Source organism: Candidatus Gastranaerophilales bacterium (genome assembly GCA_028693235.1).
Taxonomy (GTDB): domain Bacteria; phylum Cyanobacteriota; class Vampirovibrionia; order Gastranaerophilales; family Gastranaerophilaceae; genus JAQUVW01.
Window position 1 is genome coordinate 189,639 of the sequence record JAQUVW010000003.1, and the last position, 19,356, is coordinate 208,994.

Genomic DNA, 19,356 nt, shown 5'->3' on the forward strand with positions numbered 1-19,356 from the left:
TTTTAAACAAAAAAAAAGTAAAAATAGTCAATTTGAAATGTTTATTGCTATTTTATATATATGTTACTAATTTTTAGAGGTGGAAACAATGAGTTTACCTGTTTCTAATTTGAATAATCAACCGGTTCAACAATCAAACACCCAACCTGAACCGCCGAAAAATATTGCACCTCAAATTGCTGCACCAACTCCGGCAGACCCTGTTGCTGCAAAAAAAATCCAAGAAAATACCGCTAAAGCAACCGAAGGAATGGCTCTTGCAAAACCTAATATCGGCAGTGTAGCTCCACCTGATGATATGTACCAATATTCTGTTAATCAAGATTTAACCAACAAATATAATAAAGCAAAAGAAATCAGACAACAAAACCCCTTAGCTTCAAGCAGTTTGGCTGGCGGAAACCAAAAATCCGGAGGCGGTTTCTTTAAAAACCTTCTTCTACTTGCCGGTGCTGCAACTGGAATCGTGTTTGCCGCTAAAAAATTCAAACTTTCAAAAGTAGCGTCAGAAGGAATTACAGGTGCTAAAGGACTTAAAAACCATTTAGATGAAATTATAAATCAAACAAAATCAAGCTCTTTAAAAGCTTTCAATCTCAAAAAATCATCAATTAGAGTTACTGATGAAGCAGCTAAAGATGTCAAAGACATACTTGCAACTACGAGAAAAATCGCAACCGAAGCAAGAAATGTCGAAGGCAAAACGCCTAAAATTATCATTAAATTAAAAGAAGGTGCAGGCGATGCTCAAAAAGTAATCAAAGAAGCTATCTCAAAAAACAAAATCCACGGACTCCCTAATGACATTTTGAAAAAAATTGAATACATAGATTTAGACTATGTAGCTTCTGATAAAAAATCAACCGACATTCTAATTGAAACGTTGACAAGCAAATTTACAGATACCGCTGCACCAATGGGTGAAGGGCTCGGGAAATTCGGAAAGTTTATCAAAGATTTCTTAAATGATTAGCAAATCTTTTTTACAAAACGCCTTTTGTTGAAGGTATCACGTCTTTTTTTGCTACATCAATTGTTGTCGCTACTTTTATTGCTCTTGCAAATGATTTGAATATAGCTTCAACCTTGTGATGAGGGTCAACACCGTCTAACACATTGATATGTATAGTTGAAAGGCTTGATTGTGCAAAGCTTTGAAAGAAATGAGGAACCAAAATAATCTCAAAATCTGATGTTTTTTCCTCTTTAAAGTCTGCATCTACTTTAGAAAAAATCCTACCCGATAAATCAATCACACATTGAGCTAAAGCCTCATCCATCGGAATAGTTTTTTCACCATAGCGATTGATTCCCCTTTTATCACCCAGAGCTTCAAGAAAAGCTGAACCTATTGTAATAGCAACATCTTCCACTATGTGATGGGGGTCAGAATCAAGTGACTGTACGTCAATTTTAATATCAAATCCCGAATGTGCCGCAAGCTGCTCCAACATATGGTCAAAAAACCTAATCCCCGTCGAAATATTTTTTTCACCTTTTCCGTCAAGATTAATCTCGACTTTAACCCTTGTTTCTAAGGTATTACGCTCTTTAGCACTATATCTCATATATTTTCTCCATTGCGTTAATTAGTTCATTAACATCGTGCAAAACAGTTTTTGCACCTTTTTTCATAAGGTCAGATTTCAACAAATCAGATTTATCTTGAGGAGGCAAAACCCCTACCCCATAGACATTTGCAGACTCTGCACAAATCATATCATCAACTGTATCGCCTATATAAAATATTTCATTGGCAAGTATTTTATTTTTTATAATCTCAACACCATTAGGTTTTGGCTTTTGACAATCGATAGGCAAGTCGTCCATTGTCACAATCGGGAAAAACAAATTTTCCATTCCGTTTTTCTTTAGAGCAAAAAAAGCTTCTTGCCTCGGGCGACCTGTAAATACGGCAAAATTACACATTTCATTAAGTTTCGCCAAAACTGCTTTATCAATCAACAGTTCTTCGTTGTTTATAAACCCTTTACCTTCAGCCCAATAAAAATCTTGAAATTTTTCTATGAGTTTTGTTTTTTCAATATTTATAGCGTTTTTTTGAAGCAAATACTCAGTCAAATCCCAATCATTATTAAGACCGCCAAGATTTTTAGCTTGTTGAATTTCTTCAAATGATATTTCTTTTTCTGCAAAAAATTCAAATGTTTTTTTAACAGCCAATCGATAAGACTGACCAGCATCAATCAAAACGCCGTCCATATCAAAAATCACAACTCGTTGTTTTTTTAATTTGTGAACAACTTTTTGAGCGAGTTCCGGTTGTGGAGCAGTCACCCTGAGTGCATTTTTCAAAAAGCCATTGGTCCAATGTTTAACTTTTATGCCGTCTTTTTCCAAATTTTTCGCAATATAATCAGCTTTTTCGCCACACTCTACATATATAAAATTGGCACTTGAAGGATAGACTTTCATTCCGATAGAAGAAAAACCTTCCGCTAATATTTCTCTTGATTTTATAATTTCTTTTTTTACTTTTTCAAATCTGTCCAAATCACTTAAAGCAGCACAGCCCGCTATTGTAGCAATATTATTGACACTATAAGGGCTAACAACTTTTTTTAAATCCGCTATGTTTTTCTCGTTTGAAATAATATAGCCAAGTCTTAATCCAGCTAAGGCAAAATCTTTTGAAAAAGACTTAACAAGCAAAATATTGTCATAATTATGAACAAAATTCTTGTAACTTGTTTCGCAATAATTACCATAAGTTTCATCAATCAAAACGACTTTATCTTTAGATGCCTCAAGGATTTTTTCCATATCAGATTGACAAATCGCCTCTCCTGTCGGATTATTAGGCGTTGTCAAATAGACAATCCTTACATCATTAGTTGTCAATTCTTTCAAAAAATCATCTATCGGAAATTTCCATTTCTTTTTATAAGGAACTTCTATAAGCTTTCCGCCCAAGATATTTGAATAAATAATAGGCATTGCAAATGTTGGAGTAACTGTCAAAACTATATCATTTTTATCGAGATAAGTTTGAAAAACAGAATATATAGCCTCATCAGCACCGTTTGTAACTTTAATATTATCAATATTAAAACCTGTGTAATCAGCTATTTTTTGGGATATTTCGCCATAAAAAGGATAGAAACAAATATCCTCCGGAGCAACATTCTTTATCGCTTCTAAAACCTTGGGCGAGGGTCCATATAAATTTTCATTTGAATCAATTTTAAGGTTCCACTCCTTAGTAAAGAGCGGAACCTCATAAGCTTGCATATTTTCAATTGATTTTTTCGGTTTAATCATAGTTGAATTATACTACAAATCACATTTTTCTGTAATTAGTATTTTTCAGCAGTAAACTCAGCGTTTACGGCAGCTTTAACTTTAATCTTGCCTGCTTCAATCGGAGTATTTGTAACAGAAGCCATTTCGGCACCATTAGCTCTCAACATTGAAGAAAAAGAAACATTGCTGGAATATTGAACACTTGAACTTGTTTGAGCACTTTTCAAGCCTGTTATTTTCATATTCATTGATTTTGCAACAGTATTTGCTTGTTCTTGAGCTTTTTTCATAACCTCCGGATACAAATCGTTACATAAATTTTGTTCATTTTCTAATCTAAAAGCCAAGCTATCCATACGGTTTGCACCTTTTGCAACTGCCAAATCGATTAACTCACCTACTTTTTTAACCTCTTTTGTTTTTATTTTTACAGAATTCATAACTGTATATGAATTTACTGTACGTTTATCATCTTTTCCGTAGTTATAATTAGGTTGCACTGAAAATTGGCTGGTTGTAATAGTATCTCCGCCTTGAAGATTCAATTTTGCTTTCAAAGCATCTACGACTTGAGATACTGCCACTTTATTTTTTGCTGTAGCATCTGCTACTGTTTTTGCAGTCGTTTCAACAGCAAAAGACATTTCAGCTGAATTTGGGTCAACATCCTTCGTAGCAGAGCTGCTTACTGATATAACGCCAACATTCTTTACCGGAGGGCAATTAGCTGCGTCAGCATATTGATTTGCACAAAAGGCAAACAAGCACAACATTGCTGTAGTCAATAATTTTTTCATAGTTACCTACTTTCTAATCTCGTCTAAGGAGTCTGATTTGTCGTTATTTTCTACTTTTTTTTCTTCATTTTTAATATTTTTAGGCATATTTACGGGATTAGGAGCATTAGCTTTTACTCGCTCCATAATATCTTTTATTTGCTCTTCATTTAATGCAGGGTGTGAAGAAACACCGATTAAAGGATGGTTGTTATTTATAGCATAAACAGTCAGTGCAACTATTGCCCACAAAATAACGCCGTGGACTAAGTGCATAGAGGGCATTGTATAAAAGAAAGAAGCACAATAATTCCACAAGTGCATAAACACCCACCCGGGAAAAATCAAAAAGCCTGCAACCAAACAACCTATAACAAATATCGCAGTCAAAACGCCTCTAAAGCCATTTATCTTTATAACTTTAAAATTCTTATTCATCTTACCTCAACCACTTACGAGCTCATTAAATTCTTGCTCATTTAATATTATAATACCTAAAGCGGTAGCTTTGTCAAATTTCGACCCGGGATTTTCGCCGGCTACAACATACGAAGTCTTTTTACTTACACTGCTTGAGAGTTTTCCGCCTTGAGATTTTATAACTTCTTCGAAATCAGAACGAGGCTTTGAAAGAGTACCTGTTATGACAAAAGTTTTACCATTAAATTTGTCAGACAATTTTTGAACTGATGTTCCCTCAGGTTTCACGCCATAGGCTTCAAGTTTTTGTAATATTTCTTGATTTCTATCATCAGAAAAATAATCGATTACACTTTTTGCAACTTTTTCGCCAACACCATCTATTGCTGTCAAATCAGTTAGAGAAGCTTTTTTAAGCAATTCCAACGTAGGAAATTCTTCAGCGATAAGATCTCCTGTTTCTTTGCCCACCAGTTTTATACTCAAAGCAGTTAAAAACCTGCTTAAAGGTCTATGTTTACTATTTTCAATGGAGGCTAAAAGGTTGTTTGCTGATTTTTCTTTTATCAAATCCAGAGAAATCAATTGTTCTTTTGTCAAAGTATAAATATCAGAAACATCTTTGACCAATCCTTTATCATAAAGCTGTTCAACAATAGATTCGCCCATTCCGTCAATATCCATACCGTCTTTTGACGCCCAATATTCGATTCTGCCTTTTACCTGAGCAGGGCAACCCCAATAATTTGAGCAATATATATTAACTTCGCCTTCAGGTTTTACCAAACTCGTTCCACAAATAGGACAAGTTTGTGGAATTGTGCACTCAGTTGCCTCACGATTGGAGTCACAAGCGACTATTTTCGGTATAATTTCAGCTGCTTTTTTTACTAAAACCTTATCTCCGACATTCACCTTTAATCTGCAAACTTCATCAAAATTATGGATACTCGCACGTTTCACAGTGGTTCCGGCAAGTTGAACAGGCGTCAAATTAGCAACAGGAGTCACAACGCCTGTTTTCCCAACTGAGAACTCGATACTTTCAACAGTAGACCAAATTTCCTCAGGCGGAAACTTGAACGCAGTAGCCCACTTTGGAGCCCTTGCAGTGAACCCAAGTTCATTTTGTTTATGCAAATCATTGACTTTTACAACAACTCCATCCGTTGCGTAATCAAGCTTCTTTCGAGATTCGCCGATATCTTCACAATACTCTATAACAGGCTCAATCCCTTTTTGAGAAACCAAATTCAAATCATTCACACTAAATCCTAAATCTTTCAGCAATTGCAAAGTTTCGTAATGAGATTTTATTTCTGGCATATCTATCAAAACTGCCGCATAGCCCCAAAAATGTAAATCTCTCTGTTCTGTAATATTTGCGTCAAGTTGCCTCAAAGACCCGGCTGCAGCATTCCGAGGATTTGCAAATTCTTTTTTTCCTAAATTCCTCTGAATTTCATTTATTCTATTAAAAGATGATACGGGCATATAGACTTCGCCCCTCACCTCTATATCAACAGGGCGTGTAAGCTTGTGGGGAATACCTTTTACCCTTTTTATATTTTCAGTAATATTCTCCCCTACAGCACCGTCACCTCGAGTCGCCCCAAGAACTAACTCGCCTTTTTCATAACTCAACGCAACTGCCAATCCATCAATCTTTAACTCCGCAACCAATTCGGTATTGTTCTCTTGAGGATATTCTTTCTTGACTTTTTCATACCATTTAGAAAGCTCGTCATAACTGTTTGAATTGTCTAAGCTATACAATCTATACTTATGTTTAACAGGCGGAAGTTTTTCAGAAATACCTCCACCGACTTTTTGTGTCGGACTGTCTTTTGTCAACAAATCAGGGAAAAGACCCTCTAGCTTTTTCAACTCGCGAAACAAAGCATCATATTGTGCGTCAGTAATTTCCGGCGTATCCTTTTTATAATATGCCTCGTTGTGATATTTTATCTCTTTTTTTAATTCATCTATACGATTTTTAGCGTCAAGCTTGTCGTTTTCAGTTGTCATGATTGTATAATTATTCTATGTATTACTATAAAAAAATATTAGGTCTATGAGCATTATAAAATTAATTAAAAATTACGGCAAGAAAAAAAGGTTATTATTTACAACACCATCACATAACCAAGGAATTTTTATCCCCCCTAAATGTAAAAATCTTTTGGGCGAAAAATATTTCAAATCCGACTACTCCGAAATTGAAGGCTTTGACAACCTCTCCGCCCCAACAGGAGCAATAAAAGAAGCACAAAAAAAAGCTGCCCAAATATATGAAGCAGGTAACTCTTTTTTCTTAACAAACGGCTCAACATCAGGTATATTGGCTTCGATGATTGCCACTTTAGCACAAAATGATTCCGTTTTAATTGCAAGAAATTGTCACAAATCTATATACAGCGGGCTCGTTTTAACAGGTGCATACCCAATATGGCTCACGCCACAATTTGACAAAGAATGGGGAATTTTCAAACCGATTAAATACACGGACGTTGAAAAAGCTCTAAACGAAAACCCGCAGATTAAAGTTTTTATAATGACAAATCCAAGCTACGAGGGCGTTATATCTAACGTAAACAAAATCGCTGAAATTTGTAATGAAAAAAATGTAATCTTGATTGTCGACGAGGCCCACGGGGCTTTATGGAATTTTGACAAAACGATAGGAACTCCTGCTATTTATTCTAAAGCTGATATCACAATTCAATCTTTACATAAAACTGCAGGTGCAATCAATCCTGCGGCGATTATGCATTTGAGCTTTGACAGCAAGGTTCCATCTGAAAAAATCCAAAAAGCATTGAATTTGATTAACACAACATCACCCTCATATCCGCTCCTACTAGACATAGAATCTACTATAGACTTTCTTGGTTCGAAAGCAGGTAAAAAACAAATTGCAAAGTTAATCGACGAAATTGTAAAGTTCAAAAATGACTTGTCAAAACAGGAAAATCTGCACATCTACTACGACAACAACGATATAACTAAAATATTAGTCAAAATAGACGGGCTTTCAGGCTTTGAACTTTCTGACATCTTATTTAATAAATACAAAATCGAAGATGAACTTGCAAATGACAAATCCGTTTTATTTTTGACCGGAATAGGAACAGACAAGAAAAAATTAACAAAATTAAAAAAAGCACTGGCTAAAATTAGCAAAAAAGCTCTTAAAGAAAATAAAATAATTGATGACAATTCAAATTATGTAAATATCGAGCCAAAGGTAGTTTTTGCCCCCGCAAATGTTTACAACCAAGACTCAATAGAATTTCAAAAAGAAGATGCTGTGGGAAAAATTGCAAACGAACTTATCGTAAATTATCCCCCAGGAATGCCGATTTTAATCCCGGGAGAATTGGTACAAGAAGCTCATCTTCCTTTTTTAAAAGATAAAGATACACTTAAAGTTTTGAACTAATCAGGAAGTTTATCTAAAAAGCTCGGAACTTCACTATTCTCACGTCTGATAGAATGATATTGTTCAGGACTCGCCTCTGGTTTGAAAGTTTGAGGTTTAGGACGTGTTGAAGATTGAACCTCCGGCAATTCACCATTTTTGCTCAACACTAACCATTTAAATGATTTAACTGATTTTACACTTTCAGCATTACCAATTATTTTAACAGTAAAATCTTTCGTCTTCAACTGCGTTTTCGGCGTCAAATCAGGAATTTTTGCAATTGTCGATTGAGGAACAGCCAAATTATAATTGTTATAAAAAATATTTGGCAAAGAAACATTGTTTAATTGAGGAATATTGCTTGCAATGTTAGCCAAAGACAACTGCCCCAATGGTCCCAAGACATTTGCAACTTCATGAGAAACCTTACCCAATATTTCAATATCAGCCCAATTATTAAGCATATTATATCGTCCTGACAGATACATGCTCATATTGGGACCCGATGAAACACATCTGTTTATTTTTGCATACCCGTCATAAAACGATACATTCGCCTTTAAATATTTAACTCGTCCTGTATCTTTTGGAGCAACCGCCTGTGCTAGCAGATTAATCGTAGATTTCATAATACTTTGGGATATCAAATTTTGTGCATACAAGAAATGTTCAAACCGACCTAATGGGCCTAAATGAGCGTTATAAACTGCAATACTAGACGTTCCTGATAACGATTTAATCTTTTGTCTTTTATCAAGTCCGTACATATTAACATTTGAATAAAAATCCATTTTGCCTGAAATATCTGGCAATGATAAAAAAGCATTCCCCGCAGTTGCTGCATCTAAAGATTTTCCGCCCAGATTTAATTTCAAATTTGTACTTCTGAAATTATAATCAATATTTCCCCAAAAGCTTCCGCCATAAGCACTGCCTGTAACTTTTTGAAGCTTTAAATTATTATTATTCAAACTTAAATTCGTATTTATGTTTTGAGCCTTCACTCCATCTGCATGGAATTTCGAAATAACTGCACTTCCTGATTTTATTTGCAACGGAACATTCACCCTAGGGTATGCAACGTTATTAAACAGAGGTCCAAAAGTTTCCAAAATATCATCAATATCTAAATTGGGAGCATTGATTTTTACATTATTTACAACAATTTTCTTGCCTAAATGCGGCATTCCGTTTGCATTCAAGGAAACAAGCGTATTACCTATCTTTAAATAAGGAACTTTAACTAAAAAATTGTTATTATCAAATTCAGCTGTGCAATTTTGGACATTTATTTTTGACGCAGGCACATTAAAACGATAAACAAAAGCACTACCTTTGATTTTCGGATTAAATAGAGAGCCATTCATTGCTACATCTGTTTTGAAAGAAATTTCAGACCCGGGAATACCAGCCACAGAAGCGGTTAAAGATTCGGGAACTACAACCTTTACACCATCTAAAACAGGATTTAAGAAATCAGACACCTTGCCTGAAACCATTACAATTCGCTTTGCTCCGGTCAAGTTTTTGGCAAAATCACTGCTCAACTGAAAACTTTTGACATTATATAAAGAGCAGTCATTTATCGCTATTTTATTATGATTAATCTCTGCGTCAAGATTCAAAATCCCGGGCTTATTGAGCATTTCCTTAATTACAAGAGCTGAAACGTAATTAGAAGAATCCGTTGCAAACTGCAATTTTACCCTTTGAGAATTAAAATTACCCTTCAATTCAGCTATAACAGGAAGTGTCCCCTTAATACCTGCCGGAAATTTTTTAACAGATGAAAGCGATTTATACAAATCAGTTGACTTGACTTTGCCATTAAGATTTAATTCAAACTTTGGCTCTTTGAAATTTTGTATTTCACCTTTAAAATTCGCCCCGGAATTTCCCCAAGTAAGCTCTGATGGGTTTATTACGGCTTTGTCCTTATCAAATTCAATCTCTGTTTTTCTCGATAAAATATTTGTTTTAAATTTACGAGAAAAAACAACAGAATTTGTTGTCTTGAGTGAGCCTGTTATTTTCTTCTTTTCATATTTTACAACAGCATCACCTTGAGCAATTTTTATAGTAAAACCGTTCTTCAAATCTTCTATTTGCAATTTTTTTAATACAGAAGTTACATTAATATCAAACTGCGTCAACTTGCCTGATATTAAAGCATTAAAAGACAAACTGCCATTTTCTACTGAAAGTCCTTTGAGTTTGTATAAAAAAGCAAATTCGTTTAACAAATTTTTTATAGGTAAATTATTTGCCTTAACTAACATATTAACAACGGCATGAGAGTCTATATTTCCGGAAATATTTATTGGCGTGTTATTCAACAACGCCTTTGCTTGTTTGACATTAATTTCATTATTTTCAAAACTGATTCCCGCATTTGCCTGCGTAATTTTAAAAGGCGTATGCTTACTTAAAACCGAGCAGTTCAAAATTTCGGCGTTACCACTTGATTCCATTCTTTTGAAATTACTTTTTATCCGAAAATCAAGATTAGCCAAACCGGAAATTTTATAATTTCTTAATTCGTTTTTAATATTAAAACTATCCAAAATTGCAATTGACAAATCTTCTAAATTTGCCAAATCCGCCCGCATTGCCTTGACGGTCAAATCAATATCCTTGTGTGAACCAAAGCTGATACTACCCTTTGCTAAAGCTTCATCAACCTGACTTGTCCTCAATAATGCATCTAATAAAACTTCTTTACCTGAAAATTTTAACTTAATTTTATTACCGGAAAGTTTTCTCTCATCTATTTTAACCGCAAGATTGGTAAGTGCCATATCGCCGTCAATAAAAGGAATTTCTTTGTCCTCCCTTATTTTCAAATGAGCATAAACATCCGATTGAACCGCATATTTTTTTAAATTAAAAAAAGGACTGACTGTAAAAAAATGCCCCGATGGATTTTTCGTCAAAAAAGTGTCTATATCCAAATCATAATTCAATATATTTGTGTCAGACTGTTTCAAAGTGCCTTTTGTCTTTAACTTAAGACTTTCATTTAATCTTAAATCGCTCAAAAATAAAGACTCGCCTTGAAGCAAAAAAGGATGGAAAAAATTTACATCATTGATTTTTACCTTATATCTGCTCATCTTTATGTCAGGAATTGATTCATGCAAACTAAAAGCGAATTTTGTACCCGATTTTTTTTCTATAGGTTTAAAATATCTCTCAATAGAAGTCGAAGCGTCGGAATACATTGAAATTGAAGCTATAGGGCGAGTTAAAATAATTTTATTAATTTTAATTTTTCTTACAACCAACGGAATTACTTCGATTTTCGCATTTGCATCTTTGACTTTTAAAAAATTTGAACCGTTAGGATAATCAACTTTTACATGATGCAAATATAAATTCAAATACGGACTGAACGCCATTTTTAAATCTATGTTTTCTGCACTGTAAGTAAAACCAGTAGTCTTATGAAGTTCATCAAAAATCACAGCCTTATACTTATTTACATCAAGAATTTGAGGTAAAACAATTAAAACAGCTGAATATACACCGACAAAAAAACAAATCGCTGAAGCAAACGCTGTAAATAAAAACTTTTTATTAATGTTCATTGGCAAAACCCACAACTACTTCAATGAATCAGCACCACTTACGACTTCTGTAATCTCTTGAGTAATTGCTGTTTGACGAGCTTTATTATAATCTACGGTCAATGTTCTAATCATTTCTTCCGCATTATTGCAAGCCGCAGACATCGCTGTCATTCTTGACGCAAGCTCACTTGCAGTAGACTCTAACAAAGCTTGAAATATAGTATTTGCAACAAATAATGGTAAGGTTTTTTGCATAATTTGTGACAAACCTGGCTCAAAGTCCATTTCCAAATCAATATACCCTGCTTCCTTAGTCTTTTCAACTAAAGGCAAGATATGCCAATCTTCGACAGAATAAGACATCATATTTCTAAATCTGGTTGTGACAATATCGATAGAATCGATTTCTTTATCAATAAAAGACTTCGCAATGTCTTCCGCAATAACAGTAGCAGCAGCAGACGTAGGATCGGTGAATTTTGTATAAGAAGTTAAAATTTCAAAATCCAAATCCTTCGGAGCATGTTTCAATGGTCCAAGCCCCTTTAATCCCACAACAAAAAGTTTGCACTTTTTACCTTGCTCGTTATATTCCTTGATTTTTTTCAAAGTATGACGGACAACATTTGCATTAAAAGCACCTGCTAACCCTTTGTTGGAAGTAACAACTAAAAGCCCAACATTTTTTTGCTCTCTTTTTTCTAAAAGAGCGGGATAATTATCCAATGCGTTTTCGCCTGCATAATCCTTATCCATAAGGTAATTTAAAGAGCCTAAGAGCTTATATAGCATCTCGCCCAATTCTTTTGTAAAAGGACGGGATGCCTTAACTCTGTTTTCAGACTTTTTAACTTTTGCAGCAGCAACCATCTTCATTGCACGAGTAATCTTTTGAGTATTATTGATACTGCTTATTCTATCTCTTATGTTCTTTAAATTTGCCATTTAATTATTACCTGTTAACTGAATAAGTTAGCTTTAAATTTGTCGATATGTTCTTTTAAATTAGCCTTGTCTTCATCACTCAAAGCAGCTCCATCATTTAATCTTACCGCTAAGTCTTGAAGATTTGCATCAAAGTATTCAAACCAATCTTTTTTGAATTTCACCATATTTTTATTATCGATATTATCCAAGAAGCCTTCGTTGACCGCAAACAATATGCTGACCTGTTGAGCAACACTCAATGGTGAATACTGCGGCTGTTTCAACACTTCAGTTAGTTTTTGACCTCTTAACAATTGGTCTTGAGTCGTTTTATCAAGGTCACTTGCAAACTGAGCAAAAGCCTCAAGTTCTCTAAACTGAGCCAAGTCAAGCCTCAACTTACCTGCAACTTGCTTAATAGCTTTTGTTTGAGCGGCTCCGCCTACACGTGATACCGAGATACCTGCGTTAATAGCCGGTCTCATACCTGAGTTAAACAAACCTGTTTCCAAGAATATTTGCCCGTCTGTAATAGAAATTACATTGGTCGGAATATACGCTGAAACGTCACCTGCTTGAGTTTCGATGATTGGCAAAGCTGTGATACTTCCACCACCTAACTCATCATTCAATTTTACAGCTCTTTCAAGCAATCTTGAATGCAAGTAGAAAACATCACCTGGGTAAGCTTCACGACCTGGTGGTCTACGAAGAAGCAAACTCATTGCACGGTATGCCTGTGCGTGTTTGGTCAAATCATCATATATAATTAAAACAGCTTTACCCTGTTCCATAAATTCTTCTGCAATGGCAACACCTGCAAATGGAGCAATATATTGTAAAGGTGCAGATTCGTTAGCGGTAGCTGAAACAATAATTGAATAATCCATTGCTCCGTATTTATCTAATGTTTTCGCTAATTGAGCAACCGTTGATGCCTTTTGACCTATTGCAACATATATACAAATAACATCTTGCCCTTTTTGATTGATAATAGTATCAATAGCAATAGCAGTTTTGCCTGTTTGCCTATCGCCAATTATAAGTTCACGTTGACCACGACCGATTGGAGTTAAGGCATCAATCGCTGTAAGCCCTGTTTGCAAAGGTTCGTGAACCGATTTTCTTGCAACTATACCTGGGGCTACTTTTTCGATTGGTCTTGTTTTGTCTGATGTGATATCACCTTTTCCATCTATTGCTTTTCCTGTAGGGTCAATTATTCTACCGATTAAAGCATCGCCAACCGGTACAGAAGCAATTCTGCCCGTTGTTTTTGCTATCATTCCTTCTTTAATTTGAGAATATTCTCCTAAGATTACAACACCTGCATTATCTTCTTCAAGGTTTAAAATAATCCCGAGAGTGCCTTTTCCGTCATCAAATTCAATAAGTTCACTCGCCATTGCATTTCGCAAACCGTAAATACGAGCGATTCCGTCACCTACCTCAAGCACTGTGCCAATGTTATTAACATCAACTGCACTTTGATAGTTTTGAATTTTGTTTCGGATAATAGATGTAATTTCATCCGGTCGAATTGTTGACATAATGTATTCCTTATATTAATTGTTTTTGCAAACCTTTTAGTTTTGTTTTCAAACTTGAATCGATAATTTTTCCGTTAATATCTATCACCAAACCTGCAATGATTTCGGGATTTATAAGGTAATCAGCTATAACTTTTTTTTGCGTTTTGTTTTCAATTTTGGAAATTAACTTATTTTTCAAATCACCATTCATTTCAACTGCAGATGTAACTTTGATTTTTAAAATATTATTCATTTCATCCAGCATCTCAATATAATTTGAAACAACAGACTCAAGGACGTCAAATCGTTTATTTTCAAGAAGCAATACAAAGAAATTGTAGACTATATTTGAAACATTTTCTTTAAAAATGGTATTTATTGCATCGATTTTGTCCTCTGTAGAAATTATTGGATTTTCCAAAAAATCCTTCAAATCAGGTGATTGTTTACAAGTATCAACGACAAATTTCAAATTTGATAAGACTTCATCCTGCATTGAAGAAGCCTTTGCTTCATCAAATAGAGCTTTTGCATACCTTTTTGCTATTCTATTTTGTTTTAAATTAATATTCGCCATTATAAACCTGCTCCATCGAGTTCATCTATAGCTTCCATGATGAATTTTGTATGCAAATCCATATCTTGAGCCAACATATTTTTCATATTTTTTGTAGCAAGCTCAATTGAAGCACCTGAAACTCCTTTGGTCAAAGCCGAAGTAATCTTGTTACGTTCTGAGTCTACAGCCTTTTCAACTCCATCTTCAATGTGTTTAATTTGTTGAGTTGCCTCATCTAGAATTTTTGATTCTAAAGATTTCAAGCTGTTTTTAGCAATATTTTCAATGTTTTCAAGCTCTTTAGGAAGGGCTTCTCTTTCAATTTCAGCTGATTTCAAATTTTTATGTGCAGACTTTTTCTTATTTTCAGATAACTTAATACCTGTTTCTATTTTTGTCCTCAAATTTTCTACTGCATCAGCAACATTAAGCTTTTTGAGAACATAAACAATTAAAGCAACCAAGATTGCAAAATTAAGAGTATTTGAATGCACTATATTTGAAAAAGATAAATCAAGCATTTTTCATTGCCTCATTGACTAGATTTTCATCGTATTCAAAATTATCGACGTTTTTTCCCAAGATTTTTTCAGCAACATTTTTAGATAAGTCATAAACGCTGTTTTTTAATTCATTTGAGGCTTGTTCTTTTTCTGTTGACAAGTTAGCTTTAGCCTCTTGAATCTTATCTTTAGAAGTTTTGGTTGCATTTTGAATAAGATTTTCTTTATTTTTCTTAGACTGCTCAACGCCATCAGAAACAAGCTTGCGAGAATTTTTTTGAGCACCAACAATCTTTTCATTTTTGTCATCTAAAAGGGCTTGAGTTTTTTCTTTAACAGAATTTGCCTCATTATAATTATCATCAATATAAGCTTTTCTTTCGTCCATGATTTTTTTGACAGGCTTATAGAATATCCAATTCATTATCAAAGTGAATATTATAAAACTTACAGCTGAAATTATAAAAGTAGCATTAAATTCCATTTTTTATTATCCAATCATACCTGACAATTTCAATGCGATAATCAATGCATAAATGGCACAAGCTTCTGCCAAAGCAGCACCTACCAAGAAGAAGCCGACTGCTTTGCCTGCGACTTCAGGTTGTCTTGCGATAGCGTCCATAAGACCTTTTGTTGCAATACCTATTCCAAGCCCTGCACCAATAGCACCAAAGCCGATTGCGACACCTGCTCCTAATTGAGCTAAATCTGAAATTGTTTGTACATCTGCCATATTTTTTCTCCTTTTACAAATTAATGTTCATCTGAAACTGCTGACGAAACATAAACAAGCGTCAACATAGTAAATACAAGTGCTTGAACTGTAGCCACAAGCAACTCAAATATCATTATCGGCAATGGTAACAAATATGCAAATATACCGATTAATGCCGTAATAAGTATCTCGCCTGCCAAAACATTTCCAAATAACCGTAAAGCCAATGTCAACGGACGAGTAATCATTTCTAACAAGTCAACCAAGGTCAATATTATTTTATCAAATCCAAAGCCGTGGAATATAAGTTTGAAACCTTTTTTGCGAATTCCCGCAAAAACATAATATATCAAAACAATTATAGCTAAGGCACCTGTCAAATTTATATCGTTAGTCGGGGAAGCAAACTCTCCAGCCTTTAAATGATAGAGTTTCCAAGGCAATTGCCCCATCAAATTTGAGACCAATATAAACAAAAACAACGAAGCAACCAAAGGAACATGTTTAGCACCCTCTTTTCCGCCAATCATCATATCCGTCAGCCCATAAAAAGCACCTAAAATGCCTTCTGCAAGAGCTTGGAGTTTGTTTGGGATTAATGCCAATTTCCTTGTTGCGAGCAAAGCAAACAAAATCAATACAGCCATAGCTATCCACATAGTAGTAACAGTATCCATATTTACTGCCCATGAACCTATGTGCGTTACCCAATGCTCGCTCATATATTTACCTCATAAGAGAGTGTATCTACCTATAAAAGATACTAACCTTTTATAACTTCGATTAGTTTACCACTATTAATCACTTTTTGGCAATCTTTTTTTGTTCAATTTTTAACAAATATTTTTTAACTTCTATCGCCAAAGAGAATCCACCGATTTTGCCTGTTGAAGAAATAACCCTATGGCAAGGAATGATGATAGGTACAGGATTTTTCCCTGTCGCATTGCCAACTGCTCTAGAAGCTTTTTCTACGCCGATTTTCTTTGCCAAATCAGCATAAGAGATTGTAGTTCCATAAGGAATTAGAGATATTTCCTGCCAAACTTTCTGCTGAAAAACAGTTCCAAAAGATATTTCTATTGGAATTTCAAAATTTTCACGTTTAACATTTAAATATTCTTCAATTTGTTTTATTACAAAATTGTTAAACTCACAATTTACAAACTCGCTATATAAATTAATATTAGCGTCAATTTTAACAAGCTTTTCCGCTTTTGAAACGATAACAAATTTGCCTATTTCTGAATTAAATAATGTCGTTTTCATAAAATTATTGTATCATTATTCCATGGCTAAAACACATATTACAATAATATTTGTCCTGTATTATATTCTTGGAATTATAGCATTTTTCCAAGGACAAATACCTTTATTTACAACTGTTTTATTAATTTTGACATTATTTTTAATCTTTAAAAACATAATAAATGCAAAATCTGGAGTTATTTTCGCAATATTATTTGCTTTTGGCGTTATAAACACTGATTTGCATATCAACGACACTGATGCCATTTACAATTACGCTCCAAGTACCGCAACAATAAAAGCGAGAATAGTCAGCATACCAACCTCTAACAGTAAATTTCGCTCAAAATTTTACGCAAAAATACAAGAAATAACCCCGCTGTTTGAAAAAGCACAAGCCACAAAGGCTAAAACTATTGTTACAATATACGATTCACCGCAAAAATTAAACACCCTCAAAATAGGCGATACAATTGAGGTTAAAGGTAAATTAATAAAACCGCAACCGGCAGGAAATCCTTATCAATTTGATTACGCAAAATATTTGAAAAATGTAAATACTTATACCTTATTTATCGCTCAAGAAAACAGCTTCAAGACTATAAAAACTGCTGATACACCTTACTGGAAATTTTTACAAAATCTGAATGAAAAACGAAGCAAAATAATAACTATCCATAAAAATTACATAAAAAGCCCAAACATTGAGCTCTTAGGCGGAATCGTTTTTGGCGATGATGCTGTAAATCCACCCGACAACTTAAAAGAATCTTTCCTTAACTCAGGCTTACTACACATTTTGGCTGCATCAGGAATGAATGTGACTTTGATTTTCGGTATTTGGTTTTTCATCGCTCAAAAATTTAAAATACACTATAAATTATCAATTCTGACCGGCATTTTGCTTATAATCTTTTACACCTGTATGACAGGTTTTGGGCCTTCCATTATGAGAGCAACTCTAATGCTTATTTTCATATTACTCGGCAAATTAATCAACAGAGACGCCGACACACTCTCCCTTTTGTTTTTTGTAGCTGGATTAATGCTTATCCTAGACCCTGCAATGATTAACAATATTGGTTTTCAGCTATCATTTGTGGTAACTTTCGGGCTTTTATTCACTTGCCCTGTAATATTTTCAAAAATAGAAAACAAGTTGTGGAACATAGTGGCAAGTGCAGTCCTTGTTCCTGTTATAGCTCAATTATACGCTGCTCCTATTCAGATGTACTACTTTAACACTTTTGCTTTATATTCCGTTTTGGCAAATATTGCCATTATTCCATTTTTGACATTAGTAAGTTTTGCCGGGTTCATAAGCTCAATAATTGCAATGATTCCAAGAGTCGGTATATTATTTTGTAGGCTTTCTGATTTTGTAATTAATCCGTTCTTGACCTCAATTGTGAAAATTTCTGACTATTTTTCTCATTTGCCAAACGCATTAACTACAGTTATCCAACCATCATTTCTTCAATTATTCGTTTATTATTCCGCTTTAATCTTAATAACTTCATATTTTATAAAAAAGTTTAACAAAAAAATTTTTATATTTATTTTAACAATAATACTCGTTCTTTTTTCTTTCTCAATATTTTCAAAACCGAATAACCACACAGAAGTAATCTTCTTCAACGTAGGTAACGCTGATGCTATTTTAATAAAAAGCCCGCACAACAAATATATATTAATAGATACAGGCAAACAGCCGTACAAAATGGGCTCGTCATCTCAAGCTCAACAAATAATTTTAAAATACCTGAACTCAAAAGGAATAAAAAACCTCGATACCCTTATCATCACTCACTACGACTCCGACCATGCCGGTGGTGCCATTCCTTTATTAAAAAATACAAATATAAAAAATATTTATGTAGCACAAAAAGCAAAAGAAACAAACCTCTCGGTAAAAATTAAGCAAGCTGCAAAAGACAAAAATATTTCGCTAAAAACAAATACTAACTGCACGATTTTGCAAGATAAAAATTTTCTTATAGAAGATATTACTCCCATACAACACGGAACCTCAGACAATGAAGGCTCCAGAATAACCTTGCTTACTTCATACGGACAAAAAATATTATTTATGGCTGATGCAAATGCTTTTACATTTAAGAAATTACCACAAGACAAAATTAAAAATATCAAAATAATCAAACTTGGTCACCACGGAGCAAAAAACACCGTAACAAGTGATATGCTTCAAAAGACAAGTGCTAAACAAATTGTAATTTCAACTGGTTACAACATATACGGTCACCCAAACAAAAACACCATAGAAACACTAAAAACAAACCAATCAGACATCTTAAGAACCGACCATTCAAATTGTATCAAAGCTGAAATAAACAAAAACGGCACAGAAATCTATGTATTTAATCAAACACGAAAAAAATTCGAAAAACACGACTAA

The 19,356-nt window shown here is 34.1% G+C and carries 17 protein-coding genes; 3 read left to right on the forward strand and 14 right to left on the reverse strand.

Annotated features, from left to right (window positions below; genetic code table 11):
• Window positions 1–88 precede the first annotated feature (88 nt).
• A complete protein-coding gene (locus PHV37_06445; protein ID MDD3237721.1) occupies window positions 89–973 on the forward strand; it encodes a hypothetical protein in 885 nt (294 codons plus the stop codon).
• 10 nt (window positions 974–983) lie between these two features.
• Here the strand turns inward: PHV37_06445 and hisB are convergent, their stop codons facing one another.
• From hisB to ligA, 5 genes are read right to left on the reverse strand one after another with little or no spacing between them, the layout of a single operon-like run.
• The gene (gene hisB / locus PHV37_06450; protein MDD3237722.1) at window positions 984–1,568 is read right to left on the reverse strand and encodes an imidazoleglycerol-phosphate dehydratase HisB; all 585 of its coding nucleotides are present in this window, start codon (window positions 1,566–1,568) and stop codon (window positions 984–986) included.
• The gene (locus PHV37_06455; protein ID MDD3237723.1) at window positions 1,558–3,282 is read right to left on the reverse strand and encodes an aminotransferase class I/II-fold pyridoxal phosphate-dependent enzyme; all 1,725 of its coding nucleotides are present in this window, start codon (window positions 3,280–3,282) and stop codon (window positions 1,558–1,560) included. The genes hisB and PHV37_06455 overlap by 11 nt, the downstream gene beginning before the upstream one ends.
• 35 nt (window positions 3,283–3,317) lie before the next feature.
• Complete coding sequence (locus PHV37_06460) at window positions 3,318–4,061, reverse strand: SIMPL domain-containing protein (protein ID MDD3237724.1); 744 nt, start codon at window positions 4,059–4,061, stop codon at window positions 3,318–3,320.
• 6 nt (window positions 4,062–4,067) lie between these two features.
• Window positions 4,068–4,478 (reverse strand): hypothetical protein, encoded by a 411-nt coding sequence (locus PHV37_06465; GenBank protein ID MDD3237725.1) that lies wholly within the window; start codon window positions 4,476–4,478, stop codon window positions 4,068–4,070.
• Between the two features lie 6 nt (window positions 4,479–4,484).
• Window positions 4,485–6,488 carry an NAD-dependent DNA ligase LigA gene (ligA, locus tag PHV37_06470; GenBank protein ID MDD3237726.1) on the reverse strand — a complete coding sequence of 668 codons (2,004 nt, stop codon included), beginning with the start codon at window positions 6,486–6,488 and terminating at the stop codon, window positions 4,485–4,487.
• A gap of 46 nt (window positions 6,489–6,534) precedes the next feature.
• Here ligA and PHV37_06475 point away from each other — a divergent pair, with 46 nt between their 5' ends.
• Window positions 6,535–7,902 carry an aminotransferase class I/II-fold pyridoxal phosphate-dependent enzyme gene (locus tag PHV37_06475; GenBank protein ID MDD3237727.1) on the forward strand — a complete coding sequence of 456 codons (1,368 nt, stop codon included), beginning with the start codon at window positions 6,535–6,537 and terminating at the stop codon, window positions 7,900–7,902.
• Here PHV37_06475 and PHV37_06480 read toward each other — a convergent pair.
• The 9 genes from PHV37_06480 to PHV37_06520 all read right to left on the reverse strand — a co-directional run bounded on the left by PHV37_06480 (window position 7,899) and on the right by PHV37_06520 (window position 16,961).
• A complete protein-coding gene (locus tag PHV37_06480) occupies window positions 7,899–11,471 on the reverse strand; it encodes an AsmA family protein (protein ID MDD3237728.1) in 3,573 nt (1,190 codons plus the stop codon). The two genes, PHV37_06475 and PHV37_06480, sit on opposite strands and share 4 nt — an antisense overlap.
• Before the next feature lie 15 nt (window positions 11,472–11,486).
• Window positions 11,487–12,398, reverse strand: a complete 912-nt coding sequence (atpG, locus tag PHV37_06485) for an ATP synthase F1 subunit gamma (protein ID MDD3237729.1) — start codon at window positions 12,396–12,398, stop codon at window positions 11,487–11,489.
• Between the two features lie 14 nt (window positions 12,399–12,412).
• Window positions 12,413–13,930 carry a F0F1 ATP synthase subunit alpha gene (gene atpA / locus PHV37_06490; protein ID MDD3237730.1) on the reverse strand — a complete coding sequence of 506 codons (1,518 nt, stop codon included), beginning with the start codon at window positions 13,928–13,930 and terminating at the stop codon, window positions 12,413–12,415.
• Window positions 13,931–13,940: 10 nt separating this feature from the next.
• Entirely contained in the window at window positions 13,941–14,489 is a 549-nt protein-coding gene (gene atpH, locus PHV37_06495; protein MDD3237731.1) for an ATP synthase F1 subunit delta, read from the reverse strand.
• Window positions 14,489–14,992 carry a hypothetical protein gene (locus PHV37_06500; protein ID MDD3237732.1) on the reverse strand — a complete coding sequence of 168 codons (504 nt, stop codon included), beginning with the start codon at window positions 14,990–14,992 and terminating at the stop codon, window positions 14,489–14,491. Before PHV37_06500 ends, atpH begins: the two co-directional genes overlap by 1 nt.
• Complete coding sequence (gene atpF, locus PHV37_06505) at window positions 14,985–15,458, reverse strand: F0F1 ATP synthase subunit B (protein ID MDD3237733.1); 474 nt, start codon at window positions 15,456–15,458, stop codon at window positions 14,985–14,987. Before atpF ends, PHV37_06500 begins: the two co-directional genes overlap by 8 nt.
• 6 nt (window positions 15,459–15,464) lie before the next feature.
• Window positions 15,465–15,710, reverse strand: coding sequence for an ATP synthase F0 subunit C (locus tag PHV37_06510; GenBank protein ID MDD3237734.1), 246 nt, complete (start codon window positions 15,708–15,710; stop codon window positions 15,465–15,467).
• A 20-nt stretch (window positions 15,711–15,730) separates the two neighbouring features.
• Window positions 15,731–16,414 carry a F0F1 ATP synthase subunit A gene (gene atpB, locus PHV37_06515; protein MDD3237735.1) on the reverse strand — a complete coding sequence of 228 codons (684 nt, stop codon included), beginning with the start codon at window positions 16,412–16,414 and terminating at the stop codon, window positions 15,731–15,733.
• Window positions 16,415–16,493: 79 nt separating this feature from the next.
• Window positions 16,494–16,961 carry a methylated-DNA--[protein]-cysteine S-methyltransferase gene (locus PHV37_06520; protein MDD3237736.1) on the reverse strand — a complete coding sequence of 156 codons (468 nt, stop codon included), beginning with the start codon at window positions 16,959–16,961 and terminating at the stop codon, window positions 16,494–16,496.
• Window positions 16,962–16,983: 22 nt separating this feature from the next.
• On the opposite strand from PHV37_06520, the gene PHV37_06525 reads away from it, so the two are divergent.
• Complete coding sequence (locus PHV37_06525) at window positions 16,984–19,356, forward strand: DNA internalization-related competence protein ComEC/Rec2 (protein ID MDD3237737.1); 2,373 nt, start codon at window positions 16,984–16,986, stop codon at window positions 19,354–19,356.